This is a genomic window from Odoribacter sp. AF15-53 (genome assembly GCF_003479425.1).
Taxonomy (GTDB): Bacteria; Bacteroidota; Bacteroidia; order Bacteroidales; family Marinifilaceae; genus Butyricimonas.
The window spans coordinates 585572-611595 of sequence record NZ_QUHC01000001.1; the positions used below are offsets into that span (position 1 = coordinate 585572).

Below are 26024 nucleotides of genomic sequence, written 5' to 3' on the forward strand. Positions count from 1 at the left end.
TGGTTTATCTGATTTCCGCGTTGAAAAGGTGCTTGTAAGTACCGATCAACTTGTTCATGATTTTATCTATTTGTTTGTCCGTGAGAGTTTTCTCCTCGTCCAGCAGGGTGAAACTAACGGCGTACGATTTCTTGTCGGCACCGAGTTTTTCGCCCTCGTAAACGTCGAATAACGATACGGATTTCAATAATGATTTCTCGGAACGGAAAGCCGTTTCCTTGATCTCTTTGAAAGTCACTTTCTTGTCAAGCAACAAGGCAAGGTCTCGCTTCACGGAAGGGAATTTCGGAAGCGGGGTATAAGAAACCGAGAGGTTCTTGATCACCTTGAGGATATTCTCCCACGAGAATTCAGCATAATAAACCTCTTGATTGATATCCGCTTTCTTTAAAGGAGCCTTGCTCAGGATTCCCAAAGATACGATATGTTTGTCCCCGGCTTTATAAGTCAAGCCTTCCCGGAATATGTCCTTGTCGCTGGCATCAATCTTCAGGTTATCGGCTTGAAGTCCGAGGCGGTTCAGGATCATCTCGCAATATGCTTTCAGGTAGAAGAAGTCCGTTTTCGTCTCTTTCGCGTTCCATGAGGCTGCGTTTTTATTACCCGTGATGAAAAGTGAAAGCATGTATTCTTCTTTGTATTGTTTCAACGGGTTGTCAATGCCTTCTTTCTTGTTGAACATATAGGTCTTACCGAACTCGAATAATTTAAGGTTCTGGTTTTTCCGGTTGATGTTGTAAGCGATGTTTTCCAGTCCGCTAAACAACAAGGATTGACGCATGGCTCCCAGATCGGTACTAAGCGGGTTGAATAACATGACCGTGTTGGCCGGATCGAAGGTTTTCAAGTCCTCGTAATAGCTGGCTTTCGTCAGAGAGTTATTCATTATTTCACAGAAACCGTTTGAGGCCAGTATGTCGGAAATGATGTTCTTCAACTGGAAGTCATCCGGTTTTTCTGAATAGCTTAACGTGGATCTCACGCTGGCAGGTACTTCCACGTTGTTGAATCCGTAGATGCGAAGGATGTCCTCGATCACGTCAGCTTCTCGTTGCACGTCGACACGGTAGGGGGGGACATTTAATAAAAGACCCTCTTCGCACTCCTCAACGATTTTGATTTCAAGTGAACGGAGTATATTTTTGATTACTTCGTGATCTATTTTCTTACCGATGAGACGATCCACGTGAGCGTATTTTATCGCGACTTCGAAATCCTTGACGGGTTCCGGGTAAATGTCGATCGGGGCACACGTGATTTTTCCCCCGGCAACTTCCTTGATCATCATGGCAGCCAGTTTGAGGGCATAGATCACGATGTTCGGGTCGGTTCCGCGTTCATAACGGAAAGAAGCATCGGTATTCAGACCGTGACGGCGAGCCGTTTTACGAACGAATACCGGGTCAAAGCAAGCGCTTTCGAGGAAGACGTTCGTGGTGGTGTTAGAAATACCGCTTTCCTGTCCCCCGAATACCCCGGCGATACACATGGGTGTTTCGCTGTTACAGATCATCAGGTCGTCCTCGTGCAGTTCTCTCTCAACCCCGTCCAGGGTGATGAATTTCGTGCCTTTGGCAACGCTTTTCACGATAACTTCGTTTCCTTTGATTTTATCTTTATCGAAAGAGTGCAGCGGTTGACCGAGTCCGAACAGGATGTAATTGGTCACGTCCACGATGTTGTTGATTGGGTGGAGGCCAATGGCTTTCATCCGGTTTTGTAACCATTCCGGAGACGGTTTTACCTCGACGCCTTCAATACATATCCCGGCATACCGACGGCATGCTTCCGGGCGTTCCATGCGTACGGAGATTTTGGCATCTGTACTGTCCGGTTGGAAGGCTTCCACGGAGGGAAGAGTGTAATGAATATCTTGTCTTTGTTGCAGGTAAGCGGCTAGATCACGGGCAACTCCCAGGTGGGAAGCCCCGTCGATGCGGTTGGGGGTGATATCTACCTCGATAATAGTGTCCCGGTATACATTGAAATAGTCCGCGGCGGGAATACCTACCGGGGTATTTTCCGGCAATACCATGATTCCCGCGTGGTCGGTTCCGATACCGATTTCGTCTTCGGCACAGATCATTCCGTTGGAGGCCACGCCCCGTATTTTTGATTTCTTGATCACGAACTCTTCATCACCTTTGTAGAGAGTTGTTCCGACGGTAGCCACGACAACTTTTTGTCCGGCAGCCACGTTAGGCGCCCCGCACACGATTTGTTCCGGTTCTCCCGTACCCAAATCTACGGTGGTCACGTGTAAATGGTCAGAATCGGGATGTGCCTCGCAAGTCAGTACATGGCCGATAACCAATCCTTTTAATCCTCCCTTTATAGCTTCAAATTCTTCGTATCCGCCAACTTCAAGTCCGATACTTGTCAGGATTTTACAAATCTCTTCCGTGTTTTGATCTATCTTTAGATAGTCTTTCAACCAGTTCAGTGATACGTTCATATTTTAATTTTAGATTTTAGGTTTTAAATTTTAGATTTCCCCATGCGATTCCTCGCTTTTCATTTTCAATTGATATCTAGCATTCTTTGAATGGGTAACCAGGCTTTTTCTCTCAACTCTTCCGGAACCCGTACTTCGTATTGTTCTTTTTCAAGGGCATCGAGGACTTTTTCAAGAGTTACTTTTTTCATCTGGGCGCAGATGGCCGTCGGGTGAATGGGGATAAACTCTTTCGTCGGGTTATCGGCCTGTAATTTATGGATTGTTTCCAACTCCGTGGCGATGATAAACCGTTGTTTGGGTGATTCCTTGGCATGTTTGATGATTCCTGCCGTGGAATACATGAATGCACGGGGATGATTTAGTACACGATCATCATGCGAACAACTGGATTCCGGGTGAATAAGCACGTCGGCATCCGGGTATTGTTCCAGTTTATCCAGCACCATTTGAGAGTCGATTCTTTCATGCACGCAACAGTCGCCGTTCCAAATTTCCATTTCCCGTCCGGTTACTTTTTGAATGTAAGCACCCAGATTCTTGTCGGGAACGAAGAGAATTTTTTTGTCTTTTGGCAGGCTTTGAACCACTTTTAAGGCGTTGGAGGAGGTGCAGCAATAATCGGTGTAAGCTTTCACCTCGGCCGTGGTGTTCACGTAGCTGACGATAAGCCCTTCCGGGTTCGCTTTTTTCCATTCCCGCAAGTCGTAACCGCTAACTCCTTCGGCCAACGAACATCCGGCACCTTCTGCCGGGATCAGAACTTTTTTGTTTGGGGATATAATTGATGCTGTCTCTGCCATGAAATGCACACCGCAGAAGACGATGATATCGGCATCCGTGTCTCCGGCCATGCGAGAGAGACCCAGCGAGTCACCTAGGTAGTCCGCTATATCCTGTACTTCGGGACGGGTATAATAGTGTGCCAGAATAATGGCGTTTTTCTCTTTCTTGAGTTGTTTTATCCTATTGATAATCTCTGTATGCGTCATAACCTTGTTTTTTGGAGCTTCAAAGATAACGTATTAATTTTAGATTTTGAATTTTAGATTTTAGATTGAAAATTACGAAGGTAATTTTTTATAATCCTCAACTTTTATCTTTTAGTTTTTATCTTTTAACTCATTTTTATGTTCATACTGATATCCATTGCCGTAACCGAGTGAGTCAAGGCTCCCACGCTGATGTAGTCGACACCGGTGGCGGCGACGCCTTTCAGGCGGGGGATACTCATGTTGCCGGAGGCTTCTGTTTTGGCCTTGCCAGCGATGAGTTTCACGGCTTCGGTCATCATTTCGTTGCTCATGTTATCAAGCATGATGATATCGGCTTTGGCATCAAGGGCTTGTTGTACCTCTTCGAGCGTGGTGGTTTCCACTTCCACTTTGATACTGAGAGGAAGATTGGCCTTTACCGCTTTCACGGCGTTCGGTATACCTCCGGCGATCTTGATATGATTGTCTTTCAGCATGATCATGTCGTACAGGCCCATCCTGTGATTGGAGCCACCCCCGTGATGAACGGCCATTTTATCCAGTACCCGTAATCCGGGAGCTGTTTTGCGGGTATCCAGTAATAGCGTGTGTGTGCCGGCAAGTTCTTTCATGTACAGGGAGGTGGCGGTCGCGATGCCGGACATCCGTTGTAATATATTTAATGATAGCCGTTCCCCGCACAATAAAGTCCGGTAACTGGCCTGAATGCGCAGGATGATATCTCCCTTCTTCACGGCTGTGCCGTCAGAAACCAAGGGTTCCCACACGATATCTTTTTCAAATCTTTCGAATACTCGTTTCGCGATTTCCAATCCGGAAATAACGCCGTCGGCTTTTGCTTTCATCTCGGCCATAGCTTTCGCGTGTACCGGAATAATGGCGTTGGTCGTGATGTCTCCCGTTGCGATGTCTTCTTCTATGGCAAGGTCGATGAGTCTTTCAATGAGCGAATCGTACATATATTTTAGATTTTAAATTTTAGAATATAAAAGTCCATAAGGTCCATAAAGTCACGGGTGTCCTTCGGACCGTATTTAACGGCAGTTTGACTGCCGTAGACAAAGCGCCCCGCAGGGGTCCATTGACTTTATAGACCTTATGGACTTTATGGATCTTATGGACTCTTTCCATTTTCAATTGTTTATCACTGGCGTTGTTTTAATCTCTTGTTCCTTTTGTTGGATAATATGGCATAGGAACCTGTCGTTCGATGTAGGGTAGTCGGAACGGAAGTGTCCACCCCGGCTCTCTTTGCGGAAGAGGGCGGAACGGATGATCAGTTTGGCTACCGTGAGTAGATTCTTGCTTACCAGCGAGTAATATTCGTTTGCTTCGAACTTTTCGGTTTCTTCCAATCGGTTCAAGGCATTTAATCCTTCCTGCAACCCGTTTTCGGTACGGATGATTCCGGCTTCTTGGGTCATGATGTTGGCGACCTCGTTTTTCAACGACAGGTAAGCCTCTCGTTTTTGATTGTTTAACGTGAACAACGGGGTTGTTTCGGGAATCGGTGCTTCCCGTCGGTTGCGAACCGAATCCTCGACGGCTCGTTTACCGAATACCAAGCATTCGATGAGCGAATTGGAAGCCAATCGGTTGGCTCCCATAATACCGGATGAGGCCAGTTCTCCACACACGTATAGGTGAGGAATGTTGGAACGTCCGGTGAGATCCGTTTGCACGCCGCCCACGGTGTAATGAGCCGCGGGAGCGACGGGTATACGATCCGTCATGTCAATTCCCAGTTCGGCACATTTCTCGAAGATATTCGGGAAGCGTTTCTTGATCTTTTCCGGGTCAAGGTGTTTTAACGAGAGATAGACGTAATCCTGATGATGTTCTTTCATCTGTTGGAATATGGATTGGGCCACGATGTCACGAGGGGCGAGTTCAGCCAGTTCGTGTTTCCCGACCATGAAACGTTCTCCCTGTTGATTCAGAAGATGAGCCCCTTCACCACGTACGGCTTCGCTTACCAGGTAGGCTTCTCCGGTAGGGGTATAGATAGCGGAAGGGTGGAACTGGATGAATTCCATATCCACGATTTTGCATCCCGCGTTATAAGTCAGGGCCAGTCCGTCACCGATAGTCGTGTGCGGGTTGGTCGTTCGTTTGTATATGGCTGATGTACCGCCCGAAGTCAGGAACACATTGTGTCCCGTGAATACTTCTTCCCGGTTTTTGTTAAAATCCCAGCATCTGACGCCGTAGCATCCGTATTCATCCTGCAACAAGGCGATAACAGCGTGATTGTCGAAAACTTCGACAGTGGGACAATGTTCCACTTTGTCAATCACGAAGTTCGTGATCATCCTTCCGGTGGCATCCCCCCCGGCGTGGAGAATTCGTTTCTGGTGATGTCCTCCTTCTAGGCCCAGGGCCAGTTCCCCGTTTTCCGTGTCGAAGCGCATCCCATCATTGATTAATTCCTGTATGCGGACAGGGCCTTCGTTTACCAGCACGTTAACCGCCGGATAGTCGCATAGACCTCTTCCGGCCGTGATCGTGTCCTGAAAATGGAATAATGGCGCGTCGTCTTCTCCGGTGACAGCCGCGATTCCTCCTTGGGCAAAATAAGAATTACTTTCCCTGATATTGGATTTAGTTAACAGTGCTACTTTCCCGTGGGCAGAAGCACGATAGGCCGTGTAAAGACCCGCTAAACCACTCCCGACAATGATATAATCGTAATTACGCATTTTTCTGTCATGTAAATTGGCACGAAATTAGGATTTTTTTATCTATATACCGCCTCTTGACGCAGTTTTTTCAAAAAAGGCTTAGATTTTAGATTCCTACTGCACAAGGCCGGACTAATTTCTTGATTTATGATTTTCGATGAGGTGATATGATTGATTCAGTGATTTCGTCCAAGTTCATCAATACTGTATGGTCTTTTATATTATTCGAGAGCGAGTCACCCGTTGTCTATGGTTGGGTAATCCTTTCTCTTGATCAAGAACATAACACCTACATAGTATCAGCATAACATAAACATACATTTCGGTCTATGTTCCGTTGGTGTTGTGTAAGAATTCTCTTGATGTCCAAGTGCAGCGATAGAAGAGAGATCGTTAGGATAGGTCTTATTTCAAAGCACGTTCTTATCCTATCTTATTTCCGTGAATGATTTATTGAATTTTTCGCCGTAAGCATTCAGGTACTCTTTGGCGAATTTCTCGTAGCTCTTTTTGGCCAGGGAGTGTTTGCCGAGGGCGGCGTAGGCGTTTACGCGCAATTGGAGGGCGTATTCGTTGAGTTGGTCGAATACGGATATGGAATCGGCGATTTGTAGAGCCATATCGGGTTCTGTGGTCGTGTTCACGGAGGTTTCCGAGTAGCTAACGAGGGTGTCGATGACGTAATCAGACACGTTTGCTTTAAAACGATCCAGCCATTCGTACCCGGAGTCCGAGAGGAATCCGCCTTGACGGGTGAGTTGAAGCAGTTTCAAGATATCTTCCCGTGTGGTGAGTTTCCCCCGGTTATATAATGACAGGTACTCGTAGTAATCCACGTAGATGCTTTCCGTGTTCAGTAGTAATTCCCAACTTCCGGTTTTGTTGCTTACTTCGTTTTCCCCCAGCGCATCCAGCAGGCTGCGGAGTTTGCCGATATTAACGGCCCGGTTGTTTTTGGCGCTCTGTTCGGTTTTGTCAAACCACAAGAGTTCTTTCAAGCGTTCGGACGTGATACCTTTTTCCGGAGTATGCGTTATTAATAGCAAGAACAATTCTTTTAATAGGGGTGTGAACTTTTTAGTGATGTTGTTTCCCTCCATGTCGTAAATGTGGAAACCGCCGAACAGGTATATAGCATTGGTCGTTCGAGGCGTGTAAGCGGGCAGGCCGTTTTGCGGCATGTCGATTTCGCTTTCCAGTTGAACGGCAGAGGCGGTTTGTTTGCGGCGTAATAGTTTTTTCCGGATATGAACCCCGCTGAACACGAGTAAATCAATAATTAATATAAATAGAAACCAGTACCAGATACTTTTGGGTACGTGTTTATCGGTCGTTTCGATAAAATGAATGTTGCTGATTTGCAAGGCTGGTTTCCCGCTGGGATCGAGCACCTTTTCCTTATCCGCCACGAAGGCGAATTTGTACCCGGCTTTGGGTTCGAATCCGAGGTTGTTGATCGTGTACAACGTGTCACCGACCTGTAGGGTAAATTCGTTCTTTTGTTGGAAGAGCGTGAGTTTGATGTTGATCTCCTGTTCGTTCCCGTCCGTTTTGAACCGGGGAATTGGCAGTTTGCGTAGGTTCTCCTTGGAGTAAACGATGAGTTGTTGTAATTCCCCCTTCCGGTAGTCGAGGAACAGGTTATAATAATCGTTCTCGTTGGAGTTAATCTGTAATAATGGCCCGAAGTAAGTTTGTTGTTGCGGTTGCAGCAAAACGTCGAAGTCGAGTTGCATCCTTTTTTTCAGGTATATGTAACGATTTTTATCCGGTGGAATTGTGTCATTCTTCTCTGTTACATTGTTGTCGGATTGTGCGAAAAGGGCTTCACACGGGGTGATAACAAAGATAGAAATGAGTAAAATACTCACGAACATAAGGCGTTGTGAGCAGAAGCGATTCCGTGAAATGTTATGTCGTTTGGTGTTTTTCATTCTTTGCAAATATAATATTTGCTCGTGAATATTGAAAATGATTATTCTTTTTGTACGCGATGAAAATTATGGATTTTATATATTATCTTTGTCTTAACGATAAAAATGTCAAGATGGAACAAGTAATAAAGAGAAATCTCCCGATAGGGATACAGACTTTTGAGAAACTTCGTCAGGAGGGGTATTTATATGTAGATAAGACCGATTTTGTATGGAAGATGGCTTCAACAAGTACGCCTTACTTTCTAAGTCGCCCCCGTCGTTTTGGAAAAAGCTTGTTACTTTCGACTTTCGAGGCATTTTTTGAAGGGAAGAAGGAGTTGTTTAACGGCTTGGCTATCGAGAAACTGGAACAGGAGTGGAAAACGTACCCGGTGTTACATTTGGATTTGAATGCCGAGAAGTATGATTCGGTAGAACGATTGTACGCTATTCTCGACCGTCATTTGAATTTGTGGGAAGATCGTTGGGGAAAGGATGAACGGGATACAACCTTATCCGGGAGATTGGCCGGGATTATACGTCGGGCTAGTGAACAGGCCGGTCGCGGGGTCGTGGTGCTGGTGGACGAGTACGATAAACCTTTGTTACAAGCCTTGACAGACGAGGCGTTGCTGGAGGAGTACCGGAAGACGTTAAAGGCGTTTTACGGGGTGTTGAAGAGTGCCGACCGTTATTTGCGTTTTGTTTTCTTGACGGGAGTAACGAAATTCGCACAGGTGAGCGTGTTCAGCGATTTGAATCAATTGCAAGATATTAGTTTATGGCCGGATTATGCCACGGTTTGTGGTATCACCCGGGCAGAATTACTGGAGAATTTCCAACCGGAACTTGAAATTTTTGCCCAAGCAAACGGGATGACGTACGATGAAACCGTGCAGGATATGGAACGCCTTTATGACGGGTATCATTTTTTCCCGAATTCGGTAGGCGTGTTTAATCCTTTTAGCCTGTTGAATGCGATGAAGGCGAAGACGTTCGGTAGTTATTGGTTCCAAACAGGAACTCCGACGTTTTTGGTGGAATTGTTGAAGAAGAGTGACTACGATCTGCGTACGTTAATCGACGGGGTGGAGGCTACTGCATCTTCTTTTGCCGAGTATCGGGTAGAGGCCAAGAATCCAATTCCTCTGATATACCAAAGTGGATATTTGACGATAAAGGAATACGATAAGAGATTTGGTAATTATTTATTAGAATTTCCTAATGATGAAGTTAAATATGGATTCATGGATTTTATGATTCCATTTTATACTTCAATGATGATAAGGGTTATTTAATTCCTTTCCAAACGGATGGTAGGGAACTTGTCAAGGTTGGTGTAGAATTCAGCAAGGAAGAGAGAAATATCAGTCGTTGGCAATTACAATTGGGAATGGAAAGTTAAAAACTCATATTCCATTTTCAACTTTCCATTTTCCATTGTTTAGAACAGGTAATCGACGGTTTGAGTCATCATGGCGACGAAGTCATGGGCCACGCCTTTTACCACTATTTTTTTCCAACTAAAGAGCATGTTGTTGGCCTTGCTGATGCGTTCGCACTCGCTGTAATAGTGTTCTCCGCGGGCGAATCGGTATAATCCCTGTGCATCGGCTTCGGGTGTGTGGCGCAACGAGCTGTCGTTCGGGTCCGTGTCCTGATCACCTAATGCCACGATCAGGGAAGAACTGAACAGGTGCGTGAGGGTCGTGTTGTCCGTGTAACCGGAGTTTTTCAGCCCGTAGGGGTATTCGATTTGCGTGTTGGGGACGGTGTACCAGCCGGAGTTGGCGGCGATTGCCTTGTCCAGGTGGGTGTTTTGCTTGAACGTCACGAATCGGTGTACGAATTGTGCCCCGGCAGAGTGTCCGAACATGCTGTATTTACTGGCCTGGTTCCCGGTTTCTTCCTTCACATAGCTGAATATGGCTTCGATAACGGAGTAGGACCATTGTTCTTCGGGAAGCGGCTTGTTATTCTTGAACATGTTTCCCTCGATATATTCGCTCGTGGAGTAGTAATCCTGCGGGAATTCCAGGGCGATGGCAATGGCTTGTTTGTCCTTGAACTTGTTCATCCAGGCAGCCAGGTAATCGTTGGCATTTCTTCCGGTTCCGGGAAAGATGAACACGATCGGCATACTCTTGATATCGCCTTCCGGGATGTAGAAATGAAGGTTGATCGGCTTGCTTTTCAGTGGGGTGTAATCCGTGTAGGTCACGATACCATGTCCCGTACCCAGTTTGTTCAGCACGAGGTCCTCCTCGTCGCTTTTCCATTCACAGCTACACAGCACGGTAGCGATAAACAGGGATATGATTAAATTGATTTTCATAGACAAAATATTATATGATGGAGTGATTTACAATCTGCATTCGAAATCATGAATCACTCCATCTTAAATTAAAAGATGATTTGTACTGACAGTTCCGCGTTAATCTTCTCGTTGGCCGTTTTGAAGTTCGGGTTTTTCAGGTAAGAGAAAGCCCCTTGGCACATCAGACGGTTGTCGACAAAGTATTTTGCCACGCTTATGCCATACTCGTTCGTTTCGAGTAACACGGATTTGGCCGTTTCTTTGAATTCGGGTTTTACCTTGCTGAAACGGGCGTCGAATCCCCAGCCGCTTTTCAATAGATAGCCTACCTGCACGTTATACCCGTTCCCGAGGCTCAGGTAGTTGGCGATCTCTTCCGGTTGCAAGGGAAGGTCACCCGTGCTTTTCGTGTAAATGCCTTTCAGGTCGGTGGCCGTGGCGTTCACATATTCGGCCATGAAACTGAAACCTTGCCATTTGAATAACAAATCGGCAGCGATCTTGCGGAGTGCCGGGAATTTAGAATCTCCGTCCTTGTCGTAGAGGATGAAATCACCATGTCCTTCTCCCACCTTGTTGCTTGCCCCGTCGTTATAACTCATGGCTCCCCCGATTAACAATTTCGGGGATTCTTCCCGTGCAAAGTCAGCTCCCACGCCGTCATTGCCCGGTTTGAATTCACCCAAAGGAAGTACATCCACGCGTCCCCCGTATTTCAGACCGCCCATATCCACGTCGATAGAACTGGAACCGAAAGAATTTCTCCCGTCTCCCGTGGTGATGGCGATAGAAGGTTTCACACTTACTTTACCGACGTAAAGACGGCTTTCGAAGAATAGTCCGAGTTCCCGTCCGGTACCCGAAAAGTATTGACTCACGATGCTCCGGTCGGGCATGCTCAGGTTCTTCTCGTGCATGATCATTTCCCGGTTGTTCGTGAAAGTTTGTTTCTGTCCGGCCGTGATCGTCAGGTAATTTTTCAGGTTATAAGCGGCCCAAGCCTCCATCAACGGGTTGGAATCTGCGAAGTTTGCTTCTAGCATGAACGTGAACTTGTTGTATAAAGCCCCGCCTTTAAGGCCGAAAAATGCGTTCTTCACGCCGAATACCGACTCGTCTTCTCCGTCTTTTTCATTCCGGTAAGCCCCGTAAACCTGGATAAAGCCGTTGATGTTGAAATTATACTCGCCATTATTCAGGTTAATATCCAGTCCTTTACCCAATTCGAATTTGGCGGTGTTTTTATTATCCTGTGCAACTACTGCGGTCGCTGATAATAATGTTATGATTGCTATAAATAATGTTTTCATAATGCTGTTATTCCCTTATTTGTCACTGTTCATTTTTCGGTAAACCGGTAGTTCTGCTCCCGCTTCTGTTTCGTAAACCCGGTAGTTGATAAATCCGTTGGCGGCTTCCGGTTCGAGTACCGAGGCGGCCACGTTACCATTCCTCTGGTTCATGGGAACCACGAATGTTCCGGCAGGAAAGGATACTTGTTTCGTGTCAACGGTCGTTTTAACCTTTACCGGGTAGAATTTCTCGAATAGCGTGTATTCGGCCTTGTAGGAATCCACGGTGTAGGCTTCCACGTTGATCGTTTCCGGTTGGCCCAGGGTTTCCACGGTCACGCCCAATTCCCGGAGTTTCCGGGCGATTTCCGGGTGGGAGGCCGAAATGTAATAGGCTTCCGGGCGTTTCCGTGTGAGGGTAGGGGTGGATTCCAGCGATAAGCTGGCGTTCACGGTCAGGTCAATCATTTCGTTCGTGTTCATGCTGATGAATGGCAGCACGTAATCATCGACGGATTTAGCTTTACTCGTGACCACGATGTCCTGGCGATTGCGGGCGGCTTGTTCCGTAACCCGCATTACCTCGTCACAATTCTCGTAAGCTGTTTTCAAGTATGATTCGGCCAGGGTGAAAGCGGTGACGATTCTTCTTTTCAAAGAGGTTTTCCCAATCTTCACGCCTCTCAGTTCCATGAGGATGGCTACCGAGTTCCCCAAAGAGAAAGCGTTTGCCGTTGATCGCGGGTTGATACCTCCCACGTTGAAAACAACTTCCCCGAACTTCTTGGTCGTGGTGAAATAGTCGTGATGACGCAGTTGCTTTGCATCCAGAGCTTTGCGTGCGTTGCCGACGAACTTCCGGGAGGTCAAATCTCGTAGTTCCTGCGGTACGTTGAGGTTGCCCGAGTAAAGGAACATGGCGTCGAATGAATTCGTGATGTTGTCCGAACTGATTAACGTGTAGTCCGCCCGTAACGGTTGGAATTCATGGAAATCAATCACCACTTGGGGAGCGTATCGGTTGTAGAATCCCCGTAGGGCCACGGCTTCCGGTGTAGCTAGTTTACTCTGGTCCCGGTTCAGGTCCAGCGTGTTGGCCGTCACCCGTTCCAGGTGGCTTCCCCCGTCGATGTTTACCATGGGAATAATGGTGATTTCCAGACGTTCCAACAAGTAAGTCATGTTCGGGTCGTTCAACAGGCGATCCAGGGTATAAAGCATGGCCTCCGTGCTTCCGGGTTCATCTCCGTGTACCCGTCCGAGAAACAGGACCCGCAGTTTGGTATTTCTTGTTTTACCGACAATTCTCACGGCTGGGATTTCCACGCCTTTTTGTGTCTTACCGATGTACGATAAGGTGGCGATTCCGGGATGTTGTGCGACGAGCTTGTTGATGTAGGTCATCATTTCGTCGTAAGTCGTGAATTTATTCCCTTTCTGGAACCACGGCGTTTGAATATCTATCTCGGGATCGGCGAAGTACTTCTTGGCAACCTTGGCTGGTTGTTGTGCCCATACCGTACCCGCTTGGACGAGAATCAATAGTGCGAATAAATATTTTATCATGGTATTCATTTTTTGCAGTTTTTAGAATGAGAATTGAATCATGGCTTGCAGGAGGGTTTCGTTTCCTTCGGTCACCACGCTGTTCACGTTCTTGCTTCCCGGTTCGGCATCCACGAACACGACCGAGGCTTGCACCTTGATGGCGTACGACTTGGTCAGGTATTTGGAAAGACCGACTTCATAGAAGTTATTCCGGTTGAAATAGAGTTCGTTGTGCAGGAACGATTTGTCGTCCGGATCGAAGTGCGTGTAGCGGGCGTCGATTGACAGGCGGTTCCGGAACATGTAGCCGGCCTGGATGTTGTATCCCGCTCCCAGCATCATGCGGGCTTTCACGTAGTCTTTCATGTTTCCGCCGAAATCCGTGGATGTCGTGCCGTCGTTTCTGACCCGCTGCGTGATTTCACTCGGAACGTGGGCCCACGTTTTCACGAATTCGCCCAGCACGGAGAATCCCATGTATTTAAAATGGAAGTCTGCCCCGAATTTGATGTAATCTGGCAAGGCTTCCTTGTTCTCGTCGTTCAGGTAGAGAATCGAACCGCTTTCCCGGCCTCTCCGGTCACTGATCCCGACGTTGTAACTGTATGTTGCTCCGATGGATAGTTTCGGGGTTACTTCCCGTGCCATGTCACCACCGCGGGTTTCCCCGTATGCCCGGAACAGACCGAAGGGTAGGTAGTTGATGCGTGCCCCGTATTTGAATCCCCCGTGGCGGCGGGTGAAGGTGGCGCTACCGTCACCGTCCGTGATCGTGATCGAGGGGCGGAGGTAGGCCGTGTGGCCGACGCGGAACGATCCGTCGACAAAAATCCCGACTTCTCGGATGGAACCGAAATAAGAGGATAGTTTGCTGCGGTCAACCAGTTGCAGCGTGTTCGAGGTGATTCCGAGTTCTCGGTTATCGGTAGGCGTGGATTTTTGTCCGAAAGTGAAAGTCAGACCTTTCACGGGTTTATAGGAAATAAAAGCGTCCAGCAACATCCCGCTTAATTCGCCGTCGCCCCCGTTGGCTTGGGCAAAATCGGTTTGCAGCCGGTAACCTACTTTACCGCCCCACGCATCACCGGAGAGGCGCAGGCGTAGGCGTCTCATGCGAAAACGGGAGTAAAATTGGTCGTCGCCCTCGTATTTCCGGGTTTCGAACGTGGTCTGGATAAATCCCCGCAGGTTGATATTGTAGCCTCCGTCCGGGGCGGAAAACGTGATCCCGTCACCCAAACGGTATTTATTCACGATGATTTTAGCCGCATCGGAATCTACCGTTACGTTTTCCGTGTCATCGTCCTCTGTTTCCGTTTCCTGCGAGAACACGGGACTCCAAGGGAGCAACACGAGTAACATTAGTATGAACTTATATTTTTTCATCTTTTCGTTTTCAAGTTATCTCATTCAAAATTTCCAACTTTCACCAGTTTCCCTTCCTGCATCCAGGTCACACCTCCCACGATCACGCTCTGCAAGTTCAGGTCATTGTCGAAGAAACACAGATCGGCGTCACGGTCGGGGGCGATTCGTCCCTTCGCGCGTAACGTCATGTTCCGGGCCGGGTTGGAGGTCACCGGACGGATGGCGTCTTCGAGGGGCATACCGCCTTCTTTCACCAGTTTCCGCACTTGTTGCAGGTTGAGGTGCAAAGGGGCCTTGTAGAAGATCTGTTCCCCAGTTTCCGGGTCTTTTTTGCTCATTCCGGCGTTGCCGTCGCTGCTGAATGTCATTTGTTCTACGGGTACTCCTTTCTCTATCCCGTGTAACAGGATTTTATAGGGTTCGTCGAACTTGGTTCCTCCCGTGGATATGTCGATCATTCCTCCCAGTGCCGCGAATTCCACGGCTTCATCGAAGAGGGCGGCCGTTCTGCCCACGTGGGTGGGCGAAATGTGTTTCACCAGTGTCGGGTATTCCCGTGCGATTTCCAGCAGCATTTGCATGCGGGAGGGGAGTGCGCCGAGGTGAACGTGGAGAACGCCTCCTTTGCCGGATGTCAATCCGCCCACGTGTACCTGGTTGATCAGGCGCAACAATTCCTGTTTCGTGGGGAAGGAGCTGCGTTCGTCGCTGATAGCCACCTTGCAGCCGATAATCTTGTCGATGAATAACATATCTTCCGTCACGCTCCCGGTGATCGTCTTGGGAGGTACGGCGAAGTAACTCGTGAGCATGTATGCCCCTATCCCGTATTGTTCCAACGATTTGCACTTGGCGTACAACGTGGTCAGTTCTTTCGTGATTCCGTCCGTGCCCAGCATACCGACCACGGTGGTCGTCCCGCAACGGATCAGTTCGCTCGGTTGCACTTCCGGCGTGATCGAGAAGTAACCGCTTTTTCCCCCGGCACCGATGATGTGCATGTGCTGGTCGATGAGACCGGGGGTCACGATCATGCCCCCGGCGTCGATCAGCGAGTGGACTACACTCGTCAACTCGATCTTCTCGTCCACCATGACTATTTTCCCGTTACACACGAGAATATCTTTTATCCCCAGTTTTTCGGGGGCGTAAATATTGGCGTTTTTTATTATTGTAATATTCATATTCAGACTATAAGAAAGTGATAAACCAACATAACAATCATCGTTACCGATAGCGGGATCAAGTTCCGTCGGGCCAGATCGAACGAGGATACCCCGGCGATTTCCGATATGGCGATAATCACCCCGGCGATCGGCGACGCGGCCCGTCCCATGCTGGAGGCCAATTGCATCGGCAGGATCATGTTTACCCCGTCAAGCCCGACTTTTGCCGCTATGGACGGCACTAGCGGGCCGAACGAGAAGAATGAAGCGTTGCCGCTTCCCATCAGCATGGAGGCCGCGAAGATGAGCAAGGTCATCAAGATGGCAATGCCTATCCCGGAGAATCCAATGTGTTGGGAGAGCATCACGAGGGAATCAATGAATCCTAGGCTGATCAATCCTCTTGAAAATACTTCAGCCGCCACGATCAGGGTGATCACGGTAGCGAATACTTTTCCCATGCCTTCCCAGAAGGTTTTGATCGAAGCGAATACTTTCTTGATGTCGCGTTGGCGGATTAATTCGAATATGATGGCGATAAAGAACGACATGAGCATGGCCGTTGTCGTGTCGAGTTCCACCGAGAAACTGAACAGTTGAATGTATTTCGAGAATACGATCAACAGGATCAGCGGTAATACCGGGAGGATTGCGTAGATCAACGGGACGTCGACCTTGAAATCTTCCCGTTTTGTTTCCTCGACAGGTTTGTTCACGGCGTCTTTTTTGTCGTAGTAGCGATTACTGAAATAATACACGATCATGAGCAGGATCGTCATGGGAATGGTCAGCGGCATTTGATGTTCGATAAAGTACATCACGTTATTCATGCCCACGAGTTCGGAGGCCCGGGCCGTGTTGGCCGAGGCGGGGCCCATGTCGAATACCGTGCATGCCGAGATGACCGATACGGCCGACAGCTTGCTGACACCCAGGCTTACCAGTACTGGGTAGATCGAAGCCACGAGCAACAATCCCAGCCCGGTGGCCGAGGGGGTACAGATGAACAAAAGCTGCCCGATCGGTATCACCAGCGAGGCTGCCAGATAGGGGTACTTCCGGAAGATCGACAAGGGTTGCATGGAAACATACACCAGGGCGTCGCTGGCCTTGATGTGTTTCATGTAGGCCACGAATCCCCCGATGGTCATGATCATCAATCCTACCCCGGCGCCTTTATCGCTGAAAATCTCCTGTATCACCTTGAAGAGGTCGAATTCTTTCAACCCGGTGGCGTTCTTCAGTTCCGGGATGTCGAAACCTAGCAACAAGGCAAGGGTCAACATGACCAGACCGCTGAAGAGTAATACCGCCTGGGCGTGATACTTCTTGAACAGCCAGTAAGCCGTCAGGGCGATGAATTGGATGGATATAAGTGCTCCTATATAAATCATACGTGTAATTATTTTTGTACACCTTTGGCGGTGGTCAAATTATCGTAAATCTCGGCCGGAATCGTGAACGGTGCTCCCGTGTTCCCGCTCAGATCGACAGAAGTCAGTTTCGTGTTCCGGGATAGGTCGATCGCGGTCAACTCGTGAGTTTTCATGCTCAACGAGGTTAATTCCGTGTTCTTTGTCAGGTCGATGCTACTCAATTTCTTGGCCCCGGATTTCGTGCTGGCGTTGTAACTTAACTCGGTTAGTTTCACGTTTTTAGTTAAATCTAAAGAGGTGATTTGATTATTGTTTAAATCCAGCGTGGTGAGTTCCGTCAAAACTGTGATGTCCAGCGATGTTAAGCTGTTGGAAACCAATCTTAACACGGTTAATTTCGTGAAGCATTCGATACCGCTCAGATCGGTTATAGCATCATTGGCGGTAGATAACCCGGCTGTTACGAGTTCGGCCATGTCATCTTTTCTTTTTCTCAGGTCTAATTCCCCGGTGTAAGCGGCAGCCTTCGCCTTGTCGATCTTGTACGAGCCGTTTTCCTCCGACACGATACCCAGGTCTTTCAACCGATAGTTCAGGTATTCCCCGAACGCCTTGTTGGGAATGGCGTAGTACTCCTCTCCGACGGGAGGGGTTGGGTTGCCCGATACGACACCCTCGCTGGTCGTCAGGTTGTTGTAGATGCTTTCCGGGATCGAGAACGGGACTCCGGGGTTGCTCGACAGGTTGACGGACACGAGTTTCGTGTTTTTGGATAAGTCGATGGTTGTCAACTGGTGGATCTGTAAATCCAACGTGGTGAGTTCCGTGTTGTGAGTCAGGTCGATGGAAGTGAGCTTTTGTCCTTCCTCGGCTTCACCGCTACCTCTATAATTGAGTGTTGTTAGTTTCGTGTTGTGTGACAGGTCCAAAGAACCGACCTTGTTAAAGTTCATTTTCAGTTCGGTCAGGTTCACCAACGTCGATAGATCAAGAGCGGTAATGTTGTTCGACGTGAGTGCCAGCGAGTTTAGTCCCGTGAAATACTGGATACCGTCAATATCCTGAATCTTGTCCGCGGCCGTGGTTAATCCCGCGTTTTCCAGTTTCGTGATGGAAGCTGCGGTTTTGCTCAGGTTAATGTCACCCGTGAATGTCGCTGATTCTACGGTATCGATGACATAGGAGATCACCGGGCTACCCGTTTCGTTCGATACTTTCGAATATACCCCGGTAACACCCAGGTATTTGAGGTATTCCCCGAAAGCATTATCCTTGATCGCGTAAAGGTTGCTTCCGTCACCCGGTCCGTTGTTTTCCGTCAACGATACGTCATCTGTCGTGCAGGCTTGGAAAGCGAGCAGGGACAGGATGAATGCAAAACATAGATTTTTTGTTTTCATAGTGGACTAAAATTTATAATTAATGATTTTGATGCATTTTAGTATGAACAAATTTATCTTCAAGGGATAAACAGAACGATAAAAATTCCACTAACAAATCATTAATTATTGCTTTTTTCCAGTTATTTATGTCGTTTTTCAGAACAAAAGTACATTTTAGTATCAAATTTTTGTACATGAGGGAATAAAATCAGATGTAAATAGTAATTTTGAATTCGTGAAATGAATTTATTCTATCAGGATGAAAGTATATGGATTGATTGTCATGGTTCTTTTGATGGGAGCGTGTTTTTGGAGCAAGGCTCCGAAGGAGTGTATCTACCCGGCGGGCGATTTGTTTTTCAGCAAGGATCGGACGGGATGGAAGGATGTGTTCGTGGGGAAGGAGTATAACGATACCTTGTTAGTATATAATCCCACGAGTGAGGGGATTCGTCTGGAGGGATTCAACAATTTCCCGGAAATCACTTGCCGGAAGATCGGGCATACCGTGGAGGATTGGAACTTGGGCGGGTACGTCGTGGAAGCGGGGACGTGCGATACGTTGATCATGACTTTTTGCGTGAAGAATGAGAACATACTGGGGAATTATTATAACGTGATGCGTTTTATCGTGGGCGGGGAGGTGAACTACAATTACGGGTTTATGGTCGACGTGAACGTGCGGGAGGATTTTGACGATTGGAGCGAGGAGGAAAAGAAACAGGCTCCCCGGTGGACGATGGACACGACGGAGTTTGATTTCGGGACTCTTGAGGAAGGGGAGGAAGCCGCTACCGTTTTTAAAGTTAAAAACACGGGAGGCCGCAACCTGATCGTCCGCAAGATCGAAACCACCTGTGGCTGCACGGCCGTGTTACCCAGCCAACGCGTTATCCTTCCCGGCAAAGAGATCGAACTGCATGTTATCTTTCATTCCGCCGGGCGAAAGGGTAAACAACGCAAACTTATCACCGTCTATTGCAACGACCCCCACCAGCCAACGATCCAGTTGGTTGTGAAGGGAACGGTGGAATGACTTTATTCCTCCACTTCCCGGTTCGCCACGTACCCTCGCCATTTCTCGATAAGGCATTGCATGTCTCGTGGTATTTCGGAGTCGAAGTCGACCCATTCCCCGGTACCCGGGTGTTCGAAACCTAGGGTCTTGGCGTGTAGCGCCTGACGGGGACAGATGGCGAAGCAATTCTGCACGAATTGCTTGTATTTCGTGAAGGTGGTTCCTTTCAGGATCTCGTTGCCGCCGTATTCGGGGTCGTTGAATAACGGGTGCTTGATTGATTTGAAATGTGCCCGGATTTGGTGGGTGCGTCCGGTTTCTAGCACGCATTCCACGACGTTGACATACCCGAGGCGTTCCAGCACGTGGTAGTGGGTGACCGCGTGTTTCCCGTAATCGCAGCCTTCCGGGAATACTCCCATGATCTTCCGGTTGGCGATGCTTCTCCCGATGTTGCCTATGATCGTGCCGTTGTCGTCTTCCATGTTTCCCCAGCACACGGCAACGTATTTTCGGCTGGAAGTCTTGTGGAAGAACTGGGCGGCCAGTTTGGTTTTGGCCTCTTCGGTCTTGGCGATAACAAGCAGGCCGGAGGTATCTTTATCTATCCGGTGAACCAGTCCCGGGCGGGGATCGTTCTCCTTGAAGAGCGGGTTGCCTTTCAGGTGCCATGCCAGGGCGTTGACTAGGGTTCCCGTGTAGTGCCCGTAGGAGGGGTGTACCACCATGCCCGGTTCCTTGTTGATCACCAGCAGATAGTCGTCCTCGTACACGATATTGAGCGGGATATCTTCGGGGATGACCCGTATCTCCCGTTTGGGATGGGGGAGCATCAACGTGACGATGTCTTTCGGTTTCACCCGGTAATTTGATTTCACGGGTTTATCGTTCACCTGCACGCATTGGGCCTCGGCGGCTTCCTGTATCTTGGTGCGCGAAACGTTGGGCAGCCGGTCGACCAGGAAACGGTCTATACGCAATAAATTCTGACCGGGGTCAACTTCCAAACGGAAATGCTCGTACATTTCCTGTTCTTGTTCCGGTTCCTCCTCGTTGAGTTCTTCTAAATCTTCTATTTCTTCTATCATGGTTGTTGCTCCTCGATGGACAGGGAGTCCAGCGCCATTATTTTTTCTTTATCTATCGTGAGGTAGAGCGTGATATCGCCCCCCATTTTCATCGTGATATTCTCCTCGTGCGCGGGTTCCTGCTGGTAGATGATGGCAGATAACTGCTCGGCGTCGGTTTTGATCGTTTCGTCGGGAATGATCTCCCCGAAATTGAGGAATGACTGCAACAAGATGGTTTTCGCCTCTTGCAGCGTCTTGCCCAGCAACAAGGGGATCGCCACCTGGTCGTTGGACGTGTTGCCGTTTCCGAGGACGATATCCACGGTTTCTCCTTTCTGGATGATGCTGTTGGGTTCGAGCGTCTGGCCCTCGTGTTTGAAGTCAAGCACCAGATTCCTGAAATTGGAGGGGACGTATTCGATTCTTCCCACGTTAAGGCCCAGGGACCTCAGGCGTTGCAACGACTGCCGGAAGGGCATGTTGCGGAGATTCGGGAATATGATCTTTTCCGGGGCGTTAGCGTTTATCGTCAACTGAATGGCCCGGTTATTCTTCACGCGGGAGTTGGGCGACGGGAATTGTTCCACGATCGTGCCCGGTTTGGCGTTATTGTCGTAGATAGAATCGACGATAACGATCTGTAAATTCTTATCCTTGGCGAAGGGTTCAGCCTCGTTGGGAGTAAGTCCCCGGAGTTCCGGGACGGCGATATAATAACCGTGATTCGTGTATTTGTCCAGTCGTTGTAGTACGATGTATCCGATCACGAACAGTATGATGCAAGCGACCACGATGTTGATCAGTAACACGAGAATATGTCCTTTTTTAAAGAAACCCATAGAGTCAATATAGTTTGTTATATTTATAGAAATGCAAAAATAGCAGAGATTTTTCAATTATCACTACTATTTTACTATTTTTGCTCATGAAATAAGAAGTAATAAAGATGATAAGATTTGTTTTAGTATTCCTTTTACTGGGGTTGGCGGGATATGTCAAGGCCCAAGAAATCAAAATAGAAAAGTCGGGAGAAAAAATCGTGCTTGAAGGAAAGTCCTATTACTTGCACTCGGTGAAGGCGAAAGAGACGCTTTTCTCTATTTGCAAGGCTTACGGCGTGAGCGTTGACGAGGTGAAGGCGTTGAACGACAAGAAGGATAACGCGTTGTCGATCGGTGACGTGCTGCGGATTCCCGTGGTGGAGCCTTTCAAGACGGTGGATGATAAGTTCTATTACCACCGGATGCAGCCGAAGGAGACCTTGTACTCGCTCTCCCGGAAGTTCAAGATCAAGATGAAACGGATCCTGAAAGATAACCCGGAGTATGACGTGAGTCGCCCGATCGCCCAGGGGGCCGTGGTGAAACTGGCGTTGAAGCAGATCGACCGGGACGTGCTGGAGGCGGAACTGCGCTGGATCGAGCGTCAGGCGAGGGAAGCGCGACAGGTGAAGCAGGAGGAGATGCAGAAACACGAGGAGAATCACCAACAGGCTTTTCCCCCGGCTAGGGATTCGCTGGAGGGACTGGTGCGACAAACCGTGGGCGATACCGTGATCCTGATTCCCGACGTGGCGCACGAGGCGGGACACGTGAAGGTGGCTCTCCTGTTGCCTTTGTGCGTGAAGGATAACAAGTTGCCGTCGTCTATGGAAGAGATCCCGGTGGACACGCTGGGCGTGAACGTTCGGGACGAGCGTTGGCGTCTGAATGCCCGTTCGGAGCCTTTCGTGCAATTTTATCAAGGGGTGTTGATGGCCGTGGATAGCCTGAAACGTCTCGGTTACACGATTGACTTGCACGTTTACGACACAGAGCGGGATGTTAGCCAGGTGCAGCGGTTAGCGGGCGAGTTGAACCTGTTGAATCCGGATTTGATCATCGGACCCGTGTACGCCAATATCTATAAAACTATTGCCGAGCAACTGGGGAACAGGGGGATTCCCATGATATACCCGCTTTCTTCAAGAGGCGGGGATATCGCCCGTTACCCGAATTTCGTGCAGATGAATATATCTACCGCTTCGCTGGTGGAGGAGATGGCGAGTTGGATCGTGGCAAACAGCGCACAGGCTCACCTGATAAATATTATCCCGGATGGCGGGGGGAGCGGGGGTGAAGAGGGACGCTTGTCGGGACTGGTGCGTGCTCGTTTGCAGGAGAACGGGAGCAACACGATGACCGATTTGCGCTGGCATACTCATATGCACTTGGACTCCCTGCGAAAGCGGATGAGGCCGGACGTGGAGAATATTATCCTGTTCTCGACGGTCAACGAGGCCGCGGCAAGCCGGACGTTGCCCGTGTTGTCGGCCCTGGCGGATCACTACCGTATCACGGTGATCGGTTTCCCCGATTGGTTGAAATTTACCTCTATTGATGACGAGGTCTTCTATAAATTGAACGTGAAGATGATGACCAACAGTTACGTGGATTACCAGGGAGAGAGCGCGAAGGCGTTTTCAGCTCGACACCGGGAGTATTTCCACGCGGAACCGGGAAACCCGGCTAACCGGGCGTTTGACATGAGCATGTTTTTCATCCCGCTGGTGAATGCCGAACGGGCGAACACGATGAACGTTTTGCGGGAGAAAGATGAGAGCGGATTGTTCACTCGCTTCCGTTTCCGCCCCGTGAGTGGTTTCGGCGGGTTGGAGAACCGGGGATTATACCTTATTAATTATAATAGGGGATTCGAGATCATCGTCACCCCGGTGAGGGAGTTCAAAAGATAAAAGTTCAAAACTAAAAGATAAAAGTTCAAAAAAGCACTGGCTAGTGCGCGGTAAATAACTTGTAACTCGCCGAAGGCAAATGTAACCTGTAACTCGCCGAAGGCGATTAAATGAACCTGTTATGACTGAATTAACGACACACACGATTATTCAACAAAGATATAGAGCGTTATTAAAATCCTGTAAGAATCTGGTCTCGGCCGAGGATATCCGGCTCGTGCGCAAGGCGTTCGACACGGCGATGAGTAGCGAGGTGAACCCGCAAGCGGTGACCGAGGCGGATATCCTTCGCCTGTTGGATACCGGGCTGATTATCACGTCCGAGATCGGGTTGGGGCGAACCTCGATCATCTGCCTGATGCTTCACCGGGCTACCGAGTCGGGGGCGTTGACGGTGGAGCAGGTGAGAGCGCGGTTTGGTGACAAGGTTGCACAAATTTTATCCGGATTGCGGGATATCAGTCGCATTTACGCCACGCACCGGGTGGTGGATTCCGATAACTTCCGGAAGTTGTTGCTGAGTTTCGCCGAGGACGTGCGGGTGCAGTTGATTTTCCTCGCCGAGAAGTTGTATGACTTGCGGCATGCCGAGAATTTACCCCCGGAGCAGCAACGGGAGTTGTCGCGTGAAACGAGCTACATATATATACCGTTCGCTCATCGTCTGGGGTTGTACAACATCAAGTCGGAAATGGAGGATCGTGCCTTGCGTTACGGGGAACCGGAAGTATACCGGGAGATATCCCTCAAGCTGGAAGGTTCACGGGAGGCTCGGGAGAAATACATCAACGAGTTTATCGCCCCGATCGTGGAGGAGTTCACGAACCGGGGGATCAAATTCAAGGTGAAGTGGCGGACGAAGACGATCGCCTCGATCCTGAACAAGATGCGTAAGAAGCAGGTGGAGTTCGAGGAGATATACGACATCTTCGCCGTTCGTTTCATCCTCGACAGTACCGGGCCGGAGGAGAAGGCCGATTGCTGGCGGGCTTACTCGATCGTGGCCGACAAGTACACGCCCAACCCACAACGCCTGCGGGACTGGATTTCCGTGCCCAAGTCGAACGGGTACGAGTCGTTGCAGACCACCGTGCTCGGCCCGAATAACCGCTGGGTGGAGGTGCAGATTCGCACGGAGCGCATGGACGAGATCGCGGAGAAAGGGTTCGCCGCCCACTGGAAGTACAAGGGGGGAACGGCCGACAAGGCGATCGAGGAGTGGCTGACGGAGTTGCGGGAGATACTGGAAAGCTCGGAGGTGGGCGCCGTGGACATGCTCGACGATATCAAGATTAACTTGCAAGACAAGGAGGTGCACGTGTTTACCCCGGCGGGGGATTTGAAGACTTTGCCCGCAGGAGCGACGTTGCTTGACTTCGCCTATGCCATTCACACGGCGGTGGGTTCCCGTTGCGTGGGAGGAAAGGTCAACCAGCGGAACGAAACGTTGCGTTACGTGTTGAAGAACGGTGATCAGGTGTCAATCCTGACCTCGAACAACCAGCAGCCGAACGCTGACTGGTTGAATATCGCCACCACGTCGAAAGCGCGCAACAAGATCCGGCAATTCCTGACGGAAGATTCCAGGGCGCAGGCCACGCTCGGCAAGGAGATGCTGGCCCGCCGCTTCAAGAACTGGAAACTGGAGTTGACGGACGAGACGATTCATCGCCTGCAACAACATTATAAATATAAGTTCGCCATTGATCTTTACCAGGCGATAGCCGAGGAGGAGATCGACATGGCGGAAATCAAGGAGTTTATCACCCGCCCGAAGGAGGAGGAGCGTGCCGTTGTACTCCCGAAAGAGGAGGTACGGGTGACCCCTTCCCGCCCGATCAGCGAGGACGTGTTACTGATCGACCGGAACGTGGATAACGTGGTGTACAAGTTTTCACGTTGCTGTAATCCCGTGTTCGGGGATGATATCATCGGTTTCGTTTCTATTGGCGAGGGGATCAAGATTCACCGGACGCAGTGCAAGAACGTGATTGACCTGCAACGCCGTTATCCTTACCGTATCGTGCAGGCGGCGTGGACGAACGGCGGGACTACGTCCTACCAGACCGTGTTGAGTATCGTCGGACGCGAGGATGCCGGGATGGTGACGAAGATTACCGAGGTGATCGCTAAAGACCCGAAGATCACCTTGCGAGGGTTGTCGATCAACTCGAGCGAGGGGGTATTTGACGGGCAGATCACCGTGCTGGTGAGCGACACGGAACACTTGTCACAATTGATCTCCCGGTTGAAGCATATACAAGGGGTGATGCGGGTGTATCGCCAAGATTCGGTGAAGGAGTGAGAGTCGCCTTCAGCGAGTTACAGATTAACGGCCCGCGCTAGCCCGTACTTTTAGAGTTGGGATCGTATTCCAGCTCTTCCTCTGTTTGTAGAGCAGGTGGCTATCTACGAAAGTGTGCGCTGGGTCTGCCGGGATTCTTCGCCGTATTGTTATTTAAAAGAGCATGATTACTTGTATGCTACTTAACGATATGTTCCTGATAAGTTCCTGATAAGTTCCTAATAAGTTCCAGATAAGTAAGCCGGGAGGTACTTGCGAGAATATGGGTAATAATTCTTTTATAATTAATGAGTTATGTTGTTTTTTTACGATGAGCGTGTTAATTCATTGTCAAGTATTGTATGTAAAAGTAAATATTGTCAGGATGCAGGCTATGTATTACCTCTCTGCGCGTGTGGGTA

The 26024-nt window shown here is 49.1% G+C and carries 17 protein-coding genes and 1 pseudogene; 4 read left to right on the forward strand and 14 right to left on the reverse strand.

Features of this window, described 5'->3' with window-relative positions:
• Positions 1 to 4 precede the first annotated feature (4 nt).
• The 5 genes from pheT to DWW52_RS02415 form a co-directional block, all read right to left on the reverse strand.
• Entirely contained in the window at positions 5 to 2455 is a 2451-nt protein-coding gene (pheT, locus tag DWW52_RS02395; protein WP_118713859.1) for a phenylalanine--tRNA ligase subunit beta, read from the reverse strand.
• A 65-nt stretch (positions 2456 to 2520) separates the two neighbouring features.
• On the reverse strand, positions 2521 to 3474 hold the full coding sequence (nadA, locus tag DWW52_RS02400) for a quinolinate synthase NadA (protein WP_255418944.1): 954 nt from the start codon (positions 3472 to 3474) through the stop codon (positions 2521 to 2523).
• Between the two features lie 98 nt (positions 3475 to 3572).
• A complete protein-coding gene (nadC, locus tag DWW52_RS02405) occupies positions 3573 to 4409 on the reverse strand; it encodes a carboxylating nicotinate-nucleotide diphosphorylase (protein WP_118713861.1) in 837 nt (278 codons plus the stop codon).
• A gap of 174 nt (positions 4410 to 4583) precedes the next feature.
• Positions 4584 to 6149 (reverse strand): L-aspartate oxidase, encoded by a 1566-nt coding sequence (gene nadB, locus DWW52_RS02410; RefSeq protein ID WP_118713862.1) that lies wholly within the window; start codon positions 6147 to 6149, stop codon positions 4584 to 4586.
• Positions 6150 to 6559: 410 nt separating this feature from the next.
• Entirely contained in the window at positions 6560 to 8065 is a 1506-nt protein-coding gene (locus DWW52_RS02415) for a hypothetical protein (protein WP_148315313.1), read from the reverse strand.
• A gap of 113 nt (positions 8066 to 8178) precedes the next feature.
• Here DWW52_RS02415 and DWW52_RS02420 point away from each other — a divergent pair.
• A pseudogene (locus tag DWW52_RS02420) lies at positions 8179 to 9452 on the forward strand (AAA family ATPase).
• 39 nt (positions 9453 to 9491) lie between these two features.
• On the opposite strand, the gene DWW52_RS02425 reads toward DWW52_RS02420, so the two are convergent.
• The 7 genes from DWW52_RS02425 to DWW52_RS02455 form a co-directional block, all read right to left on the reverse strand.
• Positions 9492 to 10382: a hypothetical protein gene (locus DWW52_RS02425; protein ID WP_118713864.1), complete on the reverse strand. Its 891-nt coding sequence runs from the start codon at positions 10380 to 10382 to the stop codon at positions 9492 to 9494.
• Positions 10383 to 10450: 68 nt separating this feature from the next.
• On the reverse strand, positions 10451 to 11674 hold the full coding sequence (locus DWW52_RS02430) for a porin (RefSeq protein ID WP_118713865.1): 1224 nt from the start codon (positions 11672 to 11674) through the stop codon (positions 10451 to 10453).
• A 15-nt stretch (positions 11675 to 11689) separates the two neighbouring features.
• Positions 11690 to 13222: a M14 family metallocarboxypeptidase gene (locus tag DWW52_RS02435; RefSeq protein WP_158582457.1), complete on the reverse strand. Its 1533-nt coding sequence runs from the start codon at positions 13220 to 13222 to the stop codon at positions 11690 to 11692.
• A gap of 21 nt (positions 13223 to 13243) precedes the next feature.
• Positions 13244 to 14590 (reverse strand): porin, encoded by a 1347-nt coding sequence (locus tag DWW52_RS02440; protein WP_118713867.1) that lies wholly within the window; start codon positions 14588 to 14590, stop codon positions 13244 to 13246.
• Between the two features lie 20 nt (positions 14591 to 14610).
• The gene (iadA, locus tag DWW52_RS02445) at positions 14611 to 15756 is read right to left on the reverse strand and encodes a beta-aspartyl-peptidase (protein ID WP_118713868.1); all 1146 of its coding nucleotides are present in this window, start codon (positions 15754 to 15756) and stop codon (positions 14611 to 14613) included.
• A 2-nt stretch (positions 15757 to 15758) separates the two neighbouring features.
• The gene (dcuC, locus tag DWW52_RS02450) at positions 15759 to 17132 is read right to left on the reverse strand and encodes a C4-dicarboxylate transporter DcuC (protein WP_118713869.1); all 1374 of its coding nucleotides are present in this window, start codon (positions 17130 to 17132) and stop codon (positions 15759 to 15761) included.
• 8 nt (positions 17133 to 17140) lie between these two features.
• Positions 17141 to 18514, reverse strand: a complete 1374-nt coding sequence (locus DWW52_RS02455) for a leucine Rich Repeat (protein WP_118713870.1) — start codon at positions 18512 to 18514, stop codon at positions 17141 to 17143.
• A 241-nt stretch (positions 18515 to 18755) separates the two neighbouring features.
• Between DWW52_RS02455 and DWW52_RS02460 the strand changes: the two genes are divergently transcribed.
• Positions 18756 to 19532 carry a DUF1573 domain-containing protein gene (locus DWW52_RS02460; protein ID WP_118713871.1) on the forward strand — a complete coding sequence of 259 codons (777 nt, stop codon included), beginning with the start codon at positions 18756 to 18758 and terminating at the stop codon, positions 19530 to 19532.
• Positions 19533 to 19534: 2 nt separating this feature from the next.
• Here the strand turns inward: DWW52_RS02460 and DWW52_RS02465 are convergent, their stop codons facing one another.
• Positions 19535 to 20602 carry an RluA family pseudouridine synthase gene (locus DWW52_RS02465; protein WP_118713872.1) on the reverse strand — a complete coding sequence of 356 codons (1068 nt, stop codon included), beginning with the start codon at positions 20600 to 20602 and terminating at the stop codon, positions 19535 to 19537.
• Positions 20599 to 21423, reverse strand: coding sequence for a PASTA domain-containing protein (locus DWW52_RS02470; protein WP_118713873.1), 825 nt, complete (start codon positions 21421 to 21423; stop codon positions 20599 to 20601). Before DWW52_RS02470 ends, DWW52_RS02465 begins: the two co-directional genes overlap by 4 nt.
• A 107-nt stretch (positions 21424 to 21530) precedes the next feature.
• Here DWW52_RS02470 and DWW52_RS02475 point away from each other — a divergent pair, with 107 nt between their 5' ends.
• Together DWW52_RS02475 and DWW52_RS02480 are read left to right on the forward strand one after the other, a co-directional pair.
• A complete protein-coding gene (locus DWW52_RS02475; protein ID WP_118713874.1) occupies positions 21531 to 23318 on the forward strand; it encodes a LysM peptidoglycan-binding domain-containing protein in 1788 nt (595 codons plus the stop codon).
• A gap of 121 nt (positions 23319 to 23439) precedes the next feature.
• The gene (locus tag DWW52_RS02480) at positions 23440 to 25623 is read left to right on the forward strand and encodes a bifunctional (p)ppGpp synthetase/guanosine-3',5'-bis(diphosphate) 3'-pyrophosphohydrolase (protein WP_118713875.1); all 2184 of its coding nucleotides are present in this window, start codon (positions 23440 to 23442) and stop codon (positions 25621 to 25623) included.
• Positions 25624 to 26024: the final 401 nt, after the last annotated feature.